This is a genomic window from Lentzea xerophila, from assembly GCF_051094245.1.
Lineage (GTDB): Bacteria > Actinomycetota > Actinomycetes > Mycobacteriales > Pseudonocardiaceae > Lentzea > Lentzea xerophila.
Genome location: NZ_CP194934.1, coordinates 6,760,541 through 6,775,366 on the forward strand (window position 1 = coordinate 6,760,541; position 14,826 = coordinate 6,775,366).

At 69.7% G+C, this 14,826-nt stretch carries 12 protein-coding genes and 1 tRNA gene; 10 read left to right on the top strand and 3 right to left on the bottom strand.

From position 1 onward, the window contains the following. Positions 1 to 107 precede the first annotated feature (107 nt). Both pruA and ACRSBM_RS32115 read left to right on the top strand, forming a co-directional pair. Positions 108 to 1,733: an L-glutamate gamma-semialdehyde dehydrogenase gene (gene pruA / locus ACRSBM_RS32110; protein WP_434449117.1), complete on the top strand. Its 1,626-nt coding sequence runs from the start codon at positions 108 to 110 to the stop codon at positions 1,731 to 1,733. A gap of 91 nt (positions 1,734 to 1,824) precedes the next feature. Beyond that, complete coding sequence (locus tag ACRSBM_RS32115; RefSeq protein WP_434449119.1) at positions 1,825 to 2,748, top strand: proline dehydrogenase family protein; 924 nt, start codon at positions 1,825 to 1,827, stop codon at positions 2,746 to 2,748. Here the strand turns inward: ACRSBM_RS32115 and ACRSBM_RS32120 are convergent. Beyond that, positions 2,735 to 5,149 (bottom strand): hypothetical protein, encoded by a 2,415-nt coding sequence (locus ACRSBM_RS32120; protein WP_434449121.1) that lies wholly within the window; start codon positions 5,147 to 5,149, stop codon positions 2,735 to 2,737. The genes ACRSBM_RS32115 and ACRSBM_RS32120 overlap by 14 nt on opposite strands. 294 nt (positions 5,150 to 5,443) lie before the next feature. Between ACRSBM_RS32120 and ACRSBM_RS32125 the strand changes: the two genes are divergently transcribed. The 4 genes from ACRSBM_RS32125 (at position 5,444) to ACRSBM_RS32140 (ending at position 9,603) form a co-directional block, all read left to right on the top strand. Continuing rightward, positions 5,444 to 7,087, top strand: coding sequence for a bifunctional 3'-5' exonuclease/DNA polymerase (locus ACRSBM_RS32125; protein ID WP_434449122.1), 1,644 nt, complete (start codon positions 5,444 to 5,446; stop codon positions 7,085 to 7,087). Between the two features lie 277 nt (positions 7,088 to 7,364). Beyond that, positions 7,365 to 8,747, top strand: a complete 1,383-nt coding sequence (locus ACRSBM_RS32130; protein ID WP_434449124.1) for a carbohydrate-binding protein — start codon at positions 7,365 to 7,367, stop codon at positions 8,745 to 8,747. Between the two features lie 55 nt (positions 8,748 to 8,802). Beyond that, a tRNA-Val gene (locus tag ACRSBM_RS32135) sits at positions 8,803 to 8,874 on the top strand. Between the two features lie 78 nt (positions 8,875 to 8,952). Beyond that, the gene (locus tag ACRSBM_RS32140; RefSeq protein ID WP_434449126.1) at positions 8,953 to 9,603 is read left to right on the top strand and encodes a helix-turn-helix domain-containing protein; all 651 of its coding nucleotides are present in this window, start codon (positions 8,953 to 8,955) and stop codon (positions 9,601 to 9,603) included. Here the strand turns inward: ACRSBM_RS32140 and ACRSBM_RS32145 are convergent. Further along, a complete protein-coding gene (locus ACRSBM_RS32145; RefSeq protein ID WP_434449128.1) occupies positions 9,585 to 10,412 on the bottom strand; it encodes a hypothetical protein in 828 nt (275 codons plus the stop codon). The genes ACRSBM_RS32140 and ACRSBM_RS32145 overlap by 19 nt on opposite strands. A gap of 147 nt (positions 10,413 to 10,559) precedes the next feature. Here ACRSBM_RS32145 and ACRSBM_RS32150 point away from each other — a divergent pair, with 147 nt between their 5' ends. From ACRSBM_RS32150 to ACRSBM_RS32165, 4 genes are read left to right on the top strand one after another with little or no spacing between them, the layout of a single operon-like run. Further along, the gene (locus ACRSBM_RS32150; protein ID WP_434449129.1) at positions 10,560 to 10,964 is read left to right on the top strand and encodes a hypothetical protein; all 405 of its coding nucleotides are present in this window, start codon (positions 10,560 to 10,562) and stop codon (positions 10,962 to 10,964) included. A gap of 15 nt (positions 10,965 to 10,979) precedes the next feature. Then, positions 10,980 to 11,555: a DUF3558 domain-containing protein gene (locus tag ACRSBM_RS32155; protein WP_434449131.1), complete on the top strand. Its 576-nt coding sequence runs from the start codon at positions 10,980 to 10,982 to the stop codon at positions 11,553 to 11,555. 4 nt (positions 11,556 to 11,559) lie between these two features. Continuing rightward, positions 11,560 to 12,867 carry a PPE domain-containing protein gene (locus tag ACRSBM_RS32160; protein ID WP_434449133.1) on the top strand — a complete coding sequence of 436 codons (1,308 nt, stop codon included), beginning with the start codon at positions 11,560 to 11,562 and terminating at the stop codon, positions 12,865 to 12,867. A 9-nt stretch (positions 12,868 to 12,876) separates the two neighbouring features. Further along, a complete protein-coding gene (locus ACRSBM_RS32165; RefSeq protein WP_434449135.1) occupies positions 12,877 to 13,656 on the top strand; it encodes an ESX secretion-associated protein EspG in 780 nt (259 codons plus the stop codon). A gap of 6 nt (positions 13,657 to 13,662) precedes the next feature. Here the strand turns inward: ACRSBM_RS32165 and ACRSBM_RS32170 are convergent, their stop codons facing one another. Then, the gene (locus tag ACRSBM_RS32170) at positions 13,663 to 14,823 is read right to left on the bottom strand and encodes a lactate 2-monooxygenase (RefSeq protein ID WP_434449137.1); all 1,161 of its coding nucleotides are present in this window, start codon (positions 14,821 to 14,823) and stop codon (positions 13,663 to 13,665) included. Positions 14,824 to 14,826 lie beyond the last annotated feature (3 nt).

The window sequence follows — 14,826 nt, forward strand, 5'->3', positions numbered from 1 at the left end:
TTCGATCGTACATCTGACCTGGTGAATCTTGGCGGTTCGCACAATCGGGGCGAGGTCACGCGGACTTACGGTTTGCGTACCGACGCTGATTCAAAGAGGAGTTGCGAGTGGACGCGGTCACCCAGGTTCCCGCCCCGGTCAACGAGCCGGTCCTGCAGTACGCCCCCGGTACCCCGGAGCGTGCTGAGCTGCAGGCCAAGCTGGTCGAGCTGCAGAAGGAGCCGCTCGATCTGACGCTGACCATCGGTGGCGAGCAGCGCATGGGTGGCGGCGAGCGTGTCGACGTCGTCCAGCCGCACAACCACCGCTCGGTCCTCGGCACGCTGGCCGGCGCGACCCAGCAGGACACGACCGACGCCCTGCGCGCGGCCCGCGAGGCCGCCCCGGCGTGGCGCGCGATGTCGTTCGATGACCGCGCGGCGATCATCCTGCGCGCGGCCGACCTGCTCGCCGGCCCGTGGCGCCAGACGCTGAACGCCGCGACGATGCTCGGCCAGTCGAAGACCGCGATCCAGGCGGAGATCGACTCGGCGTGCGAGCTGATCGACTTCTGGCGCTTCAACGTGCAGTTCGCCCGCAACCTGCTGGCCGAGCAGCCGATCTCGTCGCCCGGCGTGTGGAACCGCACCGACCACCGCCCGCTCGAGGGCTTCGTCTACGCGATCACGCCGTTCAACTTCACCGCGATCGCCGGCAACCTGCCGACCGCGCCCGCGCTGATGGGCAACGTCGTGCTGTGGAAGCCGTCGCCGACCCAGTCGTTCGCCGCGCACCTCACCATGCGGCTGCTGGAGGAGGCGGGCATGCCGCCCGGCGTCATCAACCTGCTGCCGGGTGACGGGCTCGCCGTGTCCGAGGTCGCGCTGAACTCCCCCGACCTCGCGGGCATCCACTTCACCGGATCCACCGCGACGTTCCAGAAGCTGTGGGCGCAGGTCGGCTCGAACATCGCGAACTACCGCTCGTACCCGCGGATCGTCGGTGAGACCGGCGGCAAGGACTTCATCCTCGCCCACCCGTCGGCCGACCCGGACGTGCTGCGCGTCGCGCTGATCCGCGGTGCTTTCGAGTACCAGGGCCAGAAGTGCTCCGCCGCGTCGCGCGCCTACGTGCCGCGCTCGGTGTGGAACAAGATCAAGGACCAGTTCCTGGCCGAGGTCGAGGCGCTGACCTACGGCGACGTCACCGACTTCTCGAACTTCGGTGGCGCGGTGATCGACCGCCGCTCGTTCGACAAGCTGTCGGGCGTGCTGCAGGCCGCCCGCGCGGACTCGTCGCTGGAGGTCGCCGCCGGTGGCACCGCGGACGACTCGGACGGCTTCTTCGTCCGGCCGACCGTGCTGCTCGGCTCCGACCCGGCGAACTCCGTGTTCACCACCGAGTTCTTCGGCCCGGTGCTCGCGATCCACGTGTTCGAGGACGCGGACTACCTGACCGTGCTCAAGCAGATGGAGAGCGCGGCGCCCTACGGTCTGACCGGCTCGATCATCTCCCGTGACCGCGCCGCCGTGGCGCACGCGCAGGAAGAGCTGCGGTTCGCCGCCGGCAACTTCTACGTCAACGACAAGCCCACCGGTGCCGTCGTGGGCCAGCAGCCGTTCGGCGGCGGGCGCGCGTCCGGCACGAACGACAAGGCGGGGTCGGTCCACAACCTGCTCCGCTGGGTCAGCCCGCGGTCGATCAAGGAGACCTTCGCGGCGCCCACCTCTCACCTCCACCCGCACCAGGGCTGACACCCAAGCCCTTCCTGAAGTGAGGGGAACGTCCTGGCGCCACAAGCACCGGGACGTTCCCCTCACCTTTCACACCCTGAGGACGTGAACCATGTTGCGCTCCAGCCTCCTCCTGGCGTCCCGCAGCGCGGGTGCCCGCAAGCTCGTCGAGTCGACGCCGCTGACCCGGCCCGTCGTCGAGCGGTTCGTCGCCGGTGCCGACGTCGGCTCGGCGATCCGCGCGACCGCCGAGGTGCTCGGTGACGGTCGTCTGGTCACGCTGGACCACCTCGGTGAGGACACCGTCGAGGAGTCGCAGGCAGGCGACACCGTCGAGGCGTACCTGACGCTGCTGGCGCGGCTGGAGTCGTCCGGGCTCACCGAGGGCGCCGAGGTGTCGGTCAAGCTCTCCGCGGTCGGCCAGTCGTTGCCGGTGGACGGCGAGAAGATCGCGCTGGAGAACGCCCGGCGCATCTGTGCCGCCGCCGCTGTCGTCGGCACGACCGTGACGCTGGACATGGAGGACCACACCACCACGGACTCCACGCTGGGCATCCTGCGGGAGCTGCGGGTGGACTTCCCGTGGGTGGGTGCGGTGTTGCAGGCATATTTGAAGCGCACCGAGCAGGACTGCCGCGACCTGGCGTACTCCGGTTCGCGGGTGCGGCTGTGCAAGGGTGCGTACCAGGAGCCCGCTTCCGTCGCGTACCAGGACAAGCACGACGTCGACCTGTCGTACGTCCGGTGCCTGAAGATCCTGATGGAGGGTCAGGGCTACCCGATGGTGGCCTCGCACGACCCGCGCCTGATCGCGATCGCCGCCGACCTCGCGTCCGCGCGCCCGAAGGACTCCTACGAGTTCCAGATGCTGTACGGCATCCGGCCCGAGGAGCAGCGCCGCATCGCGGCCGAGGGCAACCGGATGCGCGTCTACCTGCCGTACGGCGACGAGTGGTACGGCTACTTCATGCGCCGGCTCGCGGAGCGCCCGGCCAACGTGGCGTTCTTCGCCCGGTCGCTGCTCACGAAGAGCTGAGCGCCTCGACCGTTTCCAGGGCGAACCCCAGCTTCACCGGCTCACCCGCCTCGCGGTAGATCTCGACCGCGCGGTGGGTGAGCCGAAGTGCTTTCCCCACCTCGTACTTCGTCTCGGCGCACAGGCGGCCGTAGATCGTCAGCGTGTCGGCGTAGTCGGGTTGCCGGTCGAGGTCGAGCCCGGTCATGTGCCACAGCACGATGGCCGTGTGCGCGGTGTTCCTCGCTTCTTCTTTCCGTTCCGCGCCACGGAGTCTGCACGCGTGCTGCTGGACGGCCGAGAGGTAGACGGTGGGCGGGGTCTTCGTCATCAGAGCCCGGCAGACGCCGATCGCGAACTCGGACATCGCCAGTGCTCGGACGTGGTGGTCCAGTTCGGACAGTGCGCGGGCGGTGGACTGCAGCGGCGGAGCCAGTTTCGCGCCGAAGAACTCGACGAGCTGCGACGGCAGCCGGTGGCAGAGCTCGAGGCATTCGTCGGCGGTGCGCAGTGCCTCGTCGTCCCGGCCCTGCAGGAGCTGCCGCGTGACGAGGATCGCGAGGGCGGCCACGAGGTCGGCCTGGTTCCAGACGAGGTCCTCGGCGGCCAGCTCCCGGTACACCGCGACGGCTTCCTCCGCCGCACTGGTGTCGCCGACGACCTGGGCGACGTTGAGCAGGGCGGACCCCAGGCCCTTGCGGTCCCCCGTCTCGCGCCACAGCATCACGGCCTCCCGCGCGGTGAGCGCGGCGTCCACGTCGTCGGCCAGGTCCCGCAACGCCTGGCTGCGCCGCGTCAACGCCTCGGCGAGGTCGGTGCCGAACGTCGCGGGGTTGACGACGGCGAGGCGGCGGAAGAGGTCGACGGCCTCCTTCAGCGTCTCGCTCGCGGCCTCGGCCCTGCCCAGGTCGACGAGCATCGCGCCCGCCGCGACGAGGTTGCGCGCGAGCTCCGGTTCGAAGCGCGGGTCCTCCTGGGCGAGCACCCGCCAGTTCGCGGTGGCGAGCTGCATCGAGTCGGCCGCGTGCTGCTTCCGGCCCTCGACGTGGAAGCGGCGGGCCATGGCGGCGGCGACCCGTGCGAAGTCGGCACGAAACAGGGCGGGGTGGTTCTTCGCCAGCTCCTGGAAGAGCAGGGTGGCGCGGCTGAGGGCGGTCATCGCGGCCTCGTCCCGGCCGAGCGCCTGGTAGCGGTAGCTGATCTGCTCCAGGGCCGAGGCGAGCTGCGGGGTGGTCTCCGGGTCGTCGAGCGCGATCTCGTGCCAGAGCGCGATGGCCTCCTCGGAGACGGCGAGCACCTCGTCGTTCCGCTTGGCGTTGATCAGCCTCAGGCCCAGGTCGCCCAGCGCGTCCGCGAGCAGCGGCCGGTTCTCGCGGTCCTGCCGCACCAGCTCGCGGTAGCACCCGACCTCGGCCTGGGAGGCCTCGACGGACTCCTGGCGCAGACCGCACAACATCGTGCGGGCACTGAGCATCCCGTACATCTCGGCACGTTCGAGGACGTCCTCGGCACGGTCGACGAGCCGCCGGGTGAGGATCGAGGGGATCGCGTCGGTGGCGAACCGCTCGTCGCGGAAGATCATGCGCGCGATGTGCTCGAGCGTGGCGAACGACCCGATCTCGGCGGCGATCCGGAGGCTGTCCCTGGCCATGTCGCGCACGATCTTCGGGTCGTGCGCGATGACCTCGTCGAGCTTGGGCCGCAACGCCGGCCACCGCAGCGCCGCGCGGGCGAGCAGGTCGGGGTCCGGCGTGTCCGGGGTGGCGACCGCCAGGTAGTCCTCCGCGATGCGACCACACTTCCGGCCGGTGTCGTGCCGCAGCAGCCGGCGGACCAGCTGGGTGCGGTTCACGTCGCACGGATCGCCGTGCACCACGGTCAACGCGGCCATGTGCAGGTCGAGGACCGTCTCCCGGGCGATGTTCGGCGGCGGCTCGTCCGGCGCGGTGACGTCGAGCTGCTTGGCGAAGTGCTGACAGGCCAGCGTGAACGACTCGGCGCGGTCGTCGAGCGTCGGCGCCAGCGCGGCGTCGGTGACCTCGTGGTCGAAGTCCGCGATGCGCTGGCGGATGGACGACCACCACCAGCCCGTGGTCCTCGCCCCCAGCAGCACCCGCGTGCGCGCCGGTCCGTGCCGGAGCGTGTCCTGCAGCCGCAGGAAGACGTCGTTCCAGGTGAGGCGATCGGCGTCGTCGACCACCAGCAGCCTGCCGTGCACGTCGTCGTCCCAGTGCTCCTCCCGGAAGTGCTGGAGCAGCCTGGTCTTGCCCGCGCCGGCCGGTCCGTGCAGCAGCAGTGACGCCTGGGGCACGGGGCTGTCGCGCCAGAGCGTGAGGTCGTGCAGTTCGGATTCTCTGCCGTGGAAGGGGACCACCTGGTGGGTGGGATCCAGCAGTCCGGCGACGCTGAGTGCTCGGTCCACGGCTTCATAGTCGGCCGGTGATCAGGCGAGGGACAGCAAGACCACACCATCGTGGCCTTTTCCCGTTTTTCCTTCACTCCATTGCCTACTGGCTTGGACGTGCTCCAACGGCTACTTGGGGCGGCCCAGGTGGCGGGCGGCGGGTGGCGGGTGGCAGCGGGCCGTTCGGACTCGCACGGAGCGGCCAATGCGGAGAGCCAGGAGCAGGCGCCCCGGCGCTTCCCTCGGGGGTTCACCCTCGCTGTACTGGTTACTCGTTCAAAACACAGTTCAAAACACTGCACAATCTCAGGTGTGCTGGTTGCCCTCGTCCCGGAAGCGGACGGCGCGGGCCGGTGGCAGAAGCTGAACGAAGACGGGACGCCCGCGGGTCCCGCGATGGCGGCTTCGTCGCTGGCCTCCGCCGTCGCGTCGCTGGAGCGCGCCCACCGGCCGCGCTGGGTCTGGGCGGACACGTCCGAGGTCTACCCTCCTCTGCTCGACGCCGGTGTGCGGGTCGACCGGTGCTGGGACCTGCACCTGACGGAGGCGTTGCTGCTCGGCACCGAGGGCCGGCATCGCGAACCGAAGGAACTGCCGGGGGCGTTGGCGCGCGTGCTCGGTGTTGCGGCACCGGCCGACGCCGGGCCGCGCAAGAAGGACGTCGAGCTGACGTTGTTCGAACCGGAGCCGGTGCTGCTGCCCGGCGACACGGACCCGCTGGCCGCGTTGTCGATGGTCTTCCGGGCGCAGCAACGGAATCCGGCGCTGGGGCTGTTGATCGCGGCGGAGTCGGCGTCGGCGTTGGTGGCGGCGGAGATGACGCACCACGGGTTGCCGTGGCGGGAGGACGTGCACACCCGGATCCTGGAGGAGGTCCTCGGGCCGCGTCCGGCTCCCGGAGCGCGGCCGAAGTTGTTGCAGGACCTGGCGGATCAGATCCAGGAGGCGTTCGGCGGCAAGGAGATCAACCCGGACGCGCCGGCCAGCATCGTGCGGGCGTTCGCGCGCGCGGGCGTCGAGGTGCCGTCCGCGCGGCGGTGGGTACTGAAGAAGATCGACCACCCGGCCGTTGCGCCGTTGCTGGACTACAAGGAGCGCGCACGGCTGTGGGTGGCGCACGGCTGGACGTGGCTCGACACATGGGTCGAGGGCGGGCGGTTCCGGCCGGATTACGTCGTCGGTGGCGTGGTCACGGGGCGGTGGGCGTCGCGTGGCGGAGCGGCGTTGCAGATCCCGCGGCTGATGCGGCAGGCGGTGATCGCGGACGACGGCTGGTGTCTCGTGGCGGCGGACGCGTCGCAGCTCGAACCCCGGATTCTCGCCGCGCTGTCAGGAGATTCGCGGCTGATCGACGTGTGCGGGGACGACGATCTCTACGCGGCGCTGGCGGCGGACTCGTTCTCCGGTGAGCGGTCACGGGCGAAGATCGCGATGCTGTCGGCGATGTACGGCGGCACGTCCGGTGAGGCCGGGCCGCTGCTCGCCGTGCTGCGCAAGAGGTTTCCCGTCGCGGTCGGTTACGTGGAGGCGGCGGCGCAGGCCGGCGAGCAGGGGCGGATGGTGCGCACGCGGCTGGGACGCACGTCGCCCACGCCGTCCGCGGCCTGGCAGGAGCTGACCGGCGGCGCGGACGACGCGGGGGACGTGTCCCGCTCGTCGCGGCAGGCGGCGCGGAACTGGGGCCGGTTCACCCGCAACTTCGTGGTGCAGGGCAGCGCGGCGGACTGGACGGCGGCGCTGCTGGGCGTGCTGCGCAGCAGACTGCCCGCCGACGCGCACCTGGTGTTCTTCCAGCACGACGAGGTGCTCGTGCACTGCCCGCGCGAGGACGCGGCCGCCGTGACCGAGGCGATCGCCGCGGCGGGCCGTGAGGCGACGCGGCTGCTGTTCGGTGAGACATCGGTGCGCTTCCCGATGAACGCCGTCCCGGTGACCTGCTACGCCGACGCCAAGTGAGACCGCGTCTCGGGGTGCCGCGGGCAGGACCAGTCACCTCGCCGCCAGGAAGAGATGTTCCGCGTTGGATGCCGGCCTCGACCGGATCAGGCAGCTCCTCGGCATCGTGATGCCCCGCCAGCCACGGCGTGAGGCAGGCCTGGCCGGCGACCAGTCCAAACGAGACGCGGCACAACCTGGAGCGTTTTGTTCTGTTAGTCCGAACGGGCGCTTGTTCTTGCACCGTGAGAGCGCTCTCATAAATGGACTGCACCCGTGACGAGGAGGTCACTCGCGCATGAGGCAACGCCGCCGCATCCTCGCGGCCACGACAGCTCTTATTGCCGCGGTACCCCTGGCGATCGCCGCCATGTCCGCCAACGCTTCGATCCCACCCCCTGCCGCGGGATGGACGCAGGTGTGGGGTGACGACTTCAACGGCCCGAACGGATCGCTGCCGTCGAGCTCCAACTGGATCTTCGACCTCGGCCACGGCTACCCCGGTGGACCTGCCAACTGGGGAACGGGCGAGATCCAGAACTACACGAACAGCACGAACAACATCAAGCTCGACGGCTCCGGCAACCTGCGCATCACCGCGCTGAAGGACAGCGCGGGCAACTGGACGTCGTCGCGCATCGAGACGCAGCGCGCGAACTTCAAGCCGGCGCCGGGCGGCAAGCTCGCCATGGAAGGCCGCATCCAGATGCCGAACGTCACCGGTCAGGCGGCGTTGGGCTACTGGCCCGCGTTCTGGGCTCTGGGGTCGCCGTACCGCGGCAACTACTGGAACTGGCCGGGCATCGGCGAGTTCGACGTGATGGAGAACGTCAACGGCATCAACTCCGTGTGGGGCGTGCTGCACTGCGACGTCGCCCCCGGCGGTGCCTGCAACGAGTTCAGCGGCATCGGCAACTCGCGGGTGTGCCCTGGTGCGTCCTGCCAGTCCGCGTTCCACACCTACCGCTTCGAGTGGGACGACGCCGCGAAGACGTTCACCTGGTTCGTCGACGGCCAGTCGTACCACCGGGTCACGCAGGCACAGCTCGGCGCGGACGTCTGGAACCGCATGACCTCGCACGCCGGGTACTTCATGCTGCTCAACCTCGCGATCGGCGGCGCGTTCCCGAACGCGTTGAACAACAACCAGCCGACCCCTGTCGCGGCCACTCAGTCCGGGCACTCGATGGTCGTGGACTACGTGGCCGTCTACTCGACTGGCGGTGGCACCACCACTCCCCCGACGACCACCACGACGACGTCGAACCCCGGCGGTGGGGGTTCCGCGTACAACGAGATGCAGGCGGAGAGCGCTTCCGAGCGTTCCGGCGGCTCGGTCGGTTCCGGTGACGGCGGGTCCGGTGTGCACCAGATCGCGAACGGCGGCTACTTGAAGTTCTCCGGTGTCAACTTCGGCACCGGTCCGGCACGGCAGTTCTACGCCCGCGTGGCCTCCGGGGCCGGTGGCGGGGTGAGCGGGTTGGTCGAGGTGCGGCTCGGGTCGCGCACGGCGGCTCCCGTGGGCTCGTTCGCGGTGGGCAACACCGGGGGCTGGGACGCGTGGAGAACGATTCCGGCCAACATCTCGAACATCTCGGGCACCCACGACGTCTACATCACCTTCACGAGCGGGCAACCTGCGCCGTACGTGAGCGTGAACTGGGTGAAGTTCGGAACCTGACCCCCGCCCGAACGCCGGGGCCGGTGCGTCCGCTAAGATGTCATCCGCACGACACGGATGATTAGCTCAGCGGGAGAGCACTACCTTGACACGGTAGGGGTCACTGGTTCAATCCCAGTATCGTCCATGTGAAACGGGCCCGTCAGCGCTGCTGACGGGCCCGTTTCGTCGTCCTGGCCAGTTTGGCCGGGCGCGGGCTGGGACAATGGGCGCCGTGTACGCCGAACGTCCCGCTCCCGCGGGTCTGGCCTGTCTGTGGACGCGCACGGTGTCTTCCGAGACCGTGCAGCGCGTGGTGCCGGACGGCTGCACCGATCTGATGTGGACTCCCGCGACCGGCGCGTTGTCCGTCGCCGGGCCGGATGCTCAGGCCCAGCTCGCCGTCGTCGCTCCCGGGACCCTGTACGGCGTGCGGCTGCCGCCGGGGGCGTTCCCGTCGGTGTTCGGGGTGCCCGCGCACGCCGTGCGGGACCAGCGGGTGCCGTTGGCGGAGTTGGTGCCGTCCGCGCGGCTGACGTCGTTCTCGGAGATGGTGACGTTCTGCGCCTCGCGGGTGGTGGTCGATCCGGCGCTGGCGGCGACGGCGACGTTGCTGCGCACCGGTGACGTGGCGTCGGCGGCGTGGGAGATCGGGCTGAGCTCACGTCAGCTGCGGCGGCGGTGCCTCGACGCGTTCGGGTACCCGCCCAAGGTGCTGCAGCGGGTGCTGCGGTTCGACGCGGCGCTGCGCCTGGCGTGGGACGGGCTGCCGTTCGCTTCCGTCGCCTTCGAGGCCGGCTATGCGGACCAGGCGCACCTGGCCCGCGAGGTGCGGGCGCTGGCGGGCGTGCCGCTCGGTCAGCTGATCCGGCCGTAGCGGCGCAGGGTCAGCAGTGCGTCGACCGTGGCGATCGAGCGCCACTCGAAGGTGACGACCGGGGTGAAGGCGGGAAAGCCGAAGTTCCAGCCGCCGTCGTCCTGCTGGCCGCGTTCGAGTTCGTCGAGGTCTTCGGTGAGTTCGTCGTCGGTGAACCAACCGCGGGCGAGGCTGGTGGGTTTCTGCGCGTACAGGTGCGGTTCCAGGCCTTCACCCTCGGCGTAGCCCTCGGTGCTGGGCTTGAGGTGCTTGAGCTTCTCGGCGGCCAGTTCGGCGCGGGCCCGGTCGGGGACCTCGTCGAGGAACATCACCGCGCCTCGCAGCTCGTACGGGTGGGTTTCCTCCAGCTTCTCGATCTCCCGCCAGCAGTAGTCGGTGGCCTTGTCGAGCCACGGGTGGGTGACGTCGAGGGCGTGGAGTGCGGCGGCGATCTGGGAGGTCAGGAGGAGCCCGCCCTGGTCGTCGGCGGCGACCCACGGCGCCTTGGGGTGGTCCTTCGAGGTGGACAGGCCGAACGGCACCGAGCCGTCCGGGCAGGTGGTCTCGAGCCAGATCAGGATTGATTCGGCGGGTTCCGGGGCGTTGACCTCGCCGAACATCTGAAGGGCGCGCAGGGCGTGCAGCGGCTGGCTGGTGGGACCGCGGTGGTCGGGTTCGAGGCCGTAGCCGTAGCCGCCGTCGTCGTTGCGGTAGGCCAGCACTGCCCGGACCACCGCCTGGGCGCTGCCACCGTCGAAAGCGTGCTCGAACCAGCGTTGTTCCACCGTGCGGGCGTTGTGCCAGAGGAAGTTCCTCGCGCGATCGATCATGTGCCGAACCTATGCCGGTCGTCGGGCAAGGTCTTGAACGAATCGGCCATGTGACCTGATCAGCTGATTGGATCGGCTCCTAGGGGAACCGGTCCTATGCAAAAATCCTCTAACCGGGGTGTGGAGTTCTGAGGGGAGCTGGCTGAGATGCTGATGTTCGACGCACTCGTGCCCGTGAAGGCTGTCGGTGCGGCCATCGGAGCGGCAGGTGGAGCCGCGGCAGGTGCTGGCGCTGGCGGAGTCGCGAAGTTCAGCGTCGACCCCGACCAGGCGCAGAAGATGATCGACGGCCTCAAGCTGGCCATCGAGAAGCTGCTCGAGCTGCGGGAGAAAGGCGGCGAGATCGAGTTCGCGGGTGCCCCGGGGCCTGATCCGTACAGCGGCTTCGCGACCCTCGCCATGCGTAAGACCGCAGGTGGTGAGCCCGGCGGTTACCTGTGGGCGAACGAACAGGCCCAGAAGGCGCTGGAGCAGACCATCAAGAACATCGAGAAGGCCCTGGCCGAGTACAAGACGACCGACGAAGCGGCGCAGACCGCGATGAGGGGCTGACAGACCTTGAAGCGCATGACCGCTCTGCTGACCGCCGTGCTCGCCTTCGGTGCGCTGGCTGGGTGCACGAGCACCCAGACCGGCGGAAACCCCACGACGGCTCCTACGGCGGGCAGTGAACAGACGAGCAGCGAGCCCACCTCTGGCGAGTCGCCTTCAGGCCTCAGCATCGCGAAGTACGTGAGCAAGCCGTGCGACGTCCTCAAGCCCGATCAGGTGGCGACGCTCGGATCTGTCCGCGAAGGCGCGGTGAGCACCGGTGAACTCGGCCAGAAGTGCACCTATCGGGGTCAGGACTCGATCAAGAACTCGAGTTACATCATCCACGTGACCGAAGGCAAGGATTTCGAAGCCCAGGTCGAGGGTGTCAAGAAGAACAACGTCTTCATCGACAAGGAGATCGACGGTGTGCGGGTCATCTCCACCGATGGAACAAACGGAGAAATGTACTGCCTGACCTCGCTCCAGGTCTCGAAGACCGATTCGGTCACTGTGCAGTTCAGCAGCGCCGCGGACGAACGAGCGACCAAGAAGCCGTGCCCGGAAGCCGAGCGGGTCGCACAGCTGATCATCACAAACCTGAAGGGGTAGCGAGATGGCTGGGGATGAGCCAAACGTCGCGGGTTTCGCCTTTCTTCCCTTCGCGGGCGGCGAAACGATCTACAAGTGGTTCGAGAACGGCAGCGGACCGAGCCAGAGCACCGCGATCACAGCGCAGGCTTGGCGTGACCTCTCGAGCGGCCACGGCGACGTCGCCCGGCTGATCGAGAAGGCAGTGGCCGACTCCGGTGCCGCCTGGGAGGGTTCCGCGGCTGACGCTGCCCGCGGCGGGACGTCGCCGCTCGCGACCTGGGCCACCGTCACCGGCGAGTCGGCGACCCAGGCGGGCACGACCGCGGACACGGTCGGCGCCGCGTACGTCGACGCCAGGAACTCGATGTCCAAGCCGCCGACCGTTCCCGACAAGCCGTTCCTGAACGACTTCCGGCCGTGGGACACCGACTACGACAAGGCGCTCGAGCAGAACCAGCAGGTCAGCGAGCAGAACATCCGGGCGTTCAACCAGTACGCGGGCGCCGTCAACGCGAGCATGGACAACCAGCCGACGTTCATCGCGCCGACCGCGAACGAAGGGTCCATCGAGCAGCAGGGCGGCGACAAGCCCGGCATCGGCACCGTCGGGATGCAGAGCCAGCCGCCACCCAGCGTCGGCACGCCTCCCGGCAGTGGCGACCGCATCGGTGGCAGCGACGACACGAACACGTCCGGCTGGAAGCCGCCGACGGACAGCACGAACCCGTCCGGCGTCGACCCCAGGTTCCCGCCGCCGCCTCCCAACGACGACTGGCGCAACCGCGTGCCGCCGCCCGGAGGCGACCCGACCGTCCCGCCGGGCGGCAGGTGGGATCCCAACGACCCGCGCCGCCCCGGTGGTCCGCTCGACCCCAACAACCCGCGCAACCGTCCTGGCGGTCCCGGAAACCCCAACGGTCCCAACGGCCCCGGTCGTGGCATCGGCGGGCCCGGTGGTCCCGGCGGCGGTCGTGGTGGCGGCGGCGGTGGCATCGGTGGCGGCCCCGGTGGCGGTGGCCTCGGTGGTGCCGCGGCGGCTCGTGGCATCGGTGGTCCCGGTGGCATGGGCAGCAACTTCGGTGGCGCGGCCGGTGTCGGCGGTGACCAGGGCCGTGGCGGTGCCGGTGGCTTCGGGCCGGCTGGTGCCGGTGCGGCGGGTGCCGCGGGCCGTGGTGGTGCGGCGGGCATGGGTGCCGCCGGTATGGGTGCCGGTGCCGGCCGTGGTCAGGGCGAGGAGGACGCGGAGCACAAGGCCGCCTCGTACCTGCAGGAGACCGAGGACATCTTCGGCGACGGAACGATGGTTGCTCCGCCGGTCATCGGCGGATAAGGGGGAATCGTGCTGCGGAGCAGGGTCGCAATCCCTGTCACGGCGCTCTACCAGGCTTGGCAGGCCGCGGGTCTGCCGACGATGCACCGTGCGCTGCTCACTCAGGTCGAGTTCGACGAGGAACTTCTCGAGTCGGGCGACGTGAGCGAGCTCGAACGGCTGCAACGTGCGGCGTGGGCGCAGCTCGAGCAGTACGGGCTCGCGCGTGGCGGCCAGATCCACCAGGATCTGACCAACGCGCTGCGGCTCGTGGTCGAGGCCGGCGTGGAGTACTGGGCGTTCTTCAGCTTGAAGGACGGCCCTCAGCAGAGCGTGCTGGTCGTGACGAACGGCCAGGACGCGCTGAGGATCACGCTCACGCCGGACCAGCAGTTCGTGCTTGAACCGGTGCGCCCGGACGAGGCACCGCAGGCACTGGTCGGCGCGCTGCCGCCCACGCCGGCGGGCAAGGGCAGCCCGATCACGCTGCCCGAGGACGCGCTGCAGCAGAAACGGCAACCGTCCTATGAGGACACCGGCTCGTTCATGCAGCAGAGCAGGCCGACGAGCACTCCGAACGACCAGCTCGTCACACAGCTCAACGAGATCATGAGCCAGCCGCGGACCGGCGGTGGTCAGGTCTTCTCGGCCAGGCGCGACCATCTGGGCCGCAAGCAGCGCTGCCTCAACCCGCTGACGTTCATCGACACGCCGAGCGGGCGGTACCTCGCGGCCAAGAGCGAGGGCTGGCTGCGGGTGCAGCCGGCCGATTTCGGCACGCTGACGAGGATGACGGCGACGATGCCGTAGGAAATGTCAGGTGAACCGCAGCGCGTCCGGCCCCAGGTCGGCCGGGCTGCGGTGACCCGACAGCCCGAGCGTCAGGTCGAAGTCCGCGAGCAGGCTCCGCAGCACGTGCTTCACCCCGACCTGCCCGCCGTGTGCCAGCCCGTACGCGAAGGGCCGTCCCACCATCACGGCCTTCGCTCCCAGCGCCAGCGCCTTCACGATGTCCGCGCCGGTGCGGATGCCGGAGTCGAACAGCACGTCGACCTGCTCCCCCACCGCCTCGACGACGGACGGCAGCGCGTCCAGCGACCCCACCGCGCCGTCGACCTGCCGCCCGCCGTGGTTCGAGACGACGACACCGTCCATTCCGGACTCGACGGCCTTGCGCGCGTCGTCCGGGTGCTGGATTCCTTTGAGGACGATCGGACCGTCCCAGTGCTCGCGCAGGAACGCCAGCTGGTCCCACGACTTGTCGGTGCCGGTGAACAGCTGCACCCACCGCAGGATCGCCATCGGCAGGTCCTCCTCGGGCGACTTCTGCAGCCCAGCGCGGAAAACCGGGTCGCTGAACGGAATCGCCGTGCCCACGCCACGCAGGAACGGCAGGTACGCCTGGTCCAGGTCGTGCGGACGCCATGCCAAAGTCCACGTGTCGAGCGTGACGACCAGCGCCGTGTACCCGGCTTTCTTCGCCCGCTCCAGCAGCGACGCGCACACGTCGGGATCGTTCGGCCAGTAGAGCTGGTACCAGCGCGGCCCGTCGCCGGACGCCTCGGCGACCTCCTCGATGGTGTGCGAGGACGCCGTCGACAACACCATCGGCACCCCGAGCTCGGCCGCCGCCCGCGCGGTCGCCAGCTCGCCGTCCGGGTGCAGGATCGACTGCACACCGACGGGTGCGAGCATCACCGGCGCCGGCAGTTCCGTGCCCAGGACCGAAACCCCCAGATGCCGCTCGGTCGCGTCGGTCAGCATCCGCGGCACGATCCGCACGCGCTCGAACGCCTCCCGGTTCGCCCGCACGGTGGCGCCCGAGCCCGCGCCTCCCGCCACGTACCAGAACGGCCCCGGTCCGATCCTGTCGCGCGCGGACTGCTCCAGCGCGTCCGGATCGGTGGTGAACGGCGGCACGGCGCCGCCGAGCCCCTGCAGGTAGATCTCGTTCTGGTACGCGGCGAAGGAGGTCATGCG

Excerpts from the sequence above, each read along its gene's own strand:
- ACRSBM_RS32115 (WP_434449119.1), top strand. The coding sequence starts at position 1,825 with ATGTTGCGCTCCAGCCTCCTCCTGGCGTCCCGCAGCGCGGGTGCCCGC.
- ACRSBM_RS32130 (WP_434449124.1), top strand. The coding sequence starts at position 7,365 with ATGAGGCAACGCCGCCGCATCCTCGCGGCCACGACAGCTCTTATTGCC.
- ACRSBM_RS32140 (WP_434449126.1), top strand. The coding sequence starts at position 8,953 with ATGGGCGCCGTGTACGCCGAACGTCCCGCTCCCGCGGGTCTGGCCTGT.
- ACRSBM_RS32145 (WP_434449128.1), bottom strand. The coding sequence starts at position 10,412 with ATGATCGATCGCGCGAGGAACTTCCTCTGGCACAACGCCCGCACGGTG.
- ACRSBM_RS32150 (WP_434449129.1), top strand. The coding sequence starts at position 10,560 with ATGCTGATGTTCGACGCACTCGTGCCCGTGAAGGCTGTCGGTGCGGCC.
- ACRSBM_RS32155 (WP_434449131.1), top strand. The coding sequence starts at position 10,980 with ATGACCGCTCTGCTGACCGCCGTGCTCGCCTTCGGTGCGCTGGCTGGG.
- ACRSBM_RS32160 (WP_434449133.1), top strand. The coding sequence starts at position 11,560 with ATGGCTGGGGATGAGCCAAACGTCGCGGGTTTCGCCTTTCTTCCCTTC.
- ACRSBM_RS32170 (WP_434449137.1), bottom strand. The coding sequence starts at position 14,823 with ATGACCTCCTTCGCCGCGTACCAGAACGAGATCTACCTGCAGGGGCTC.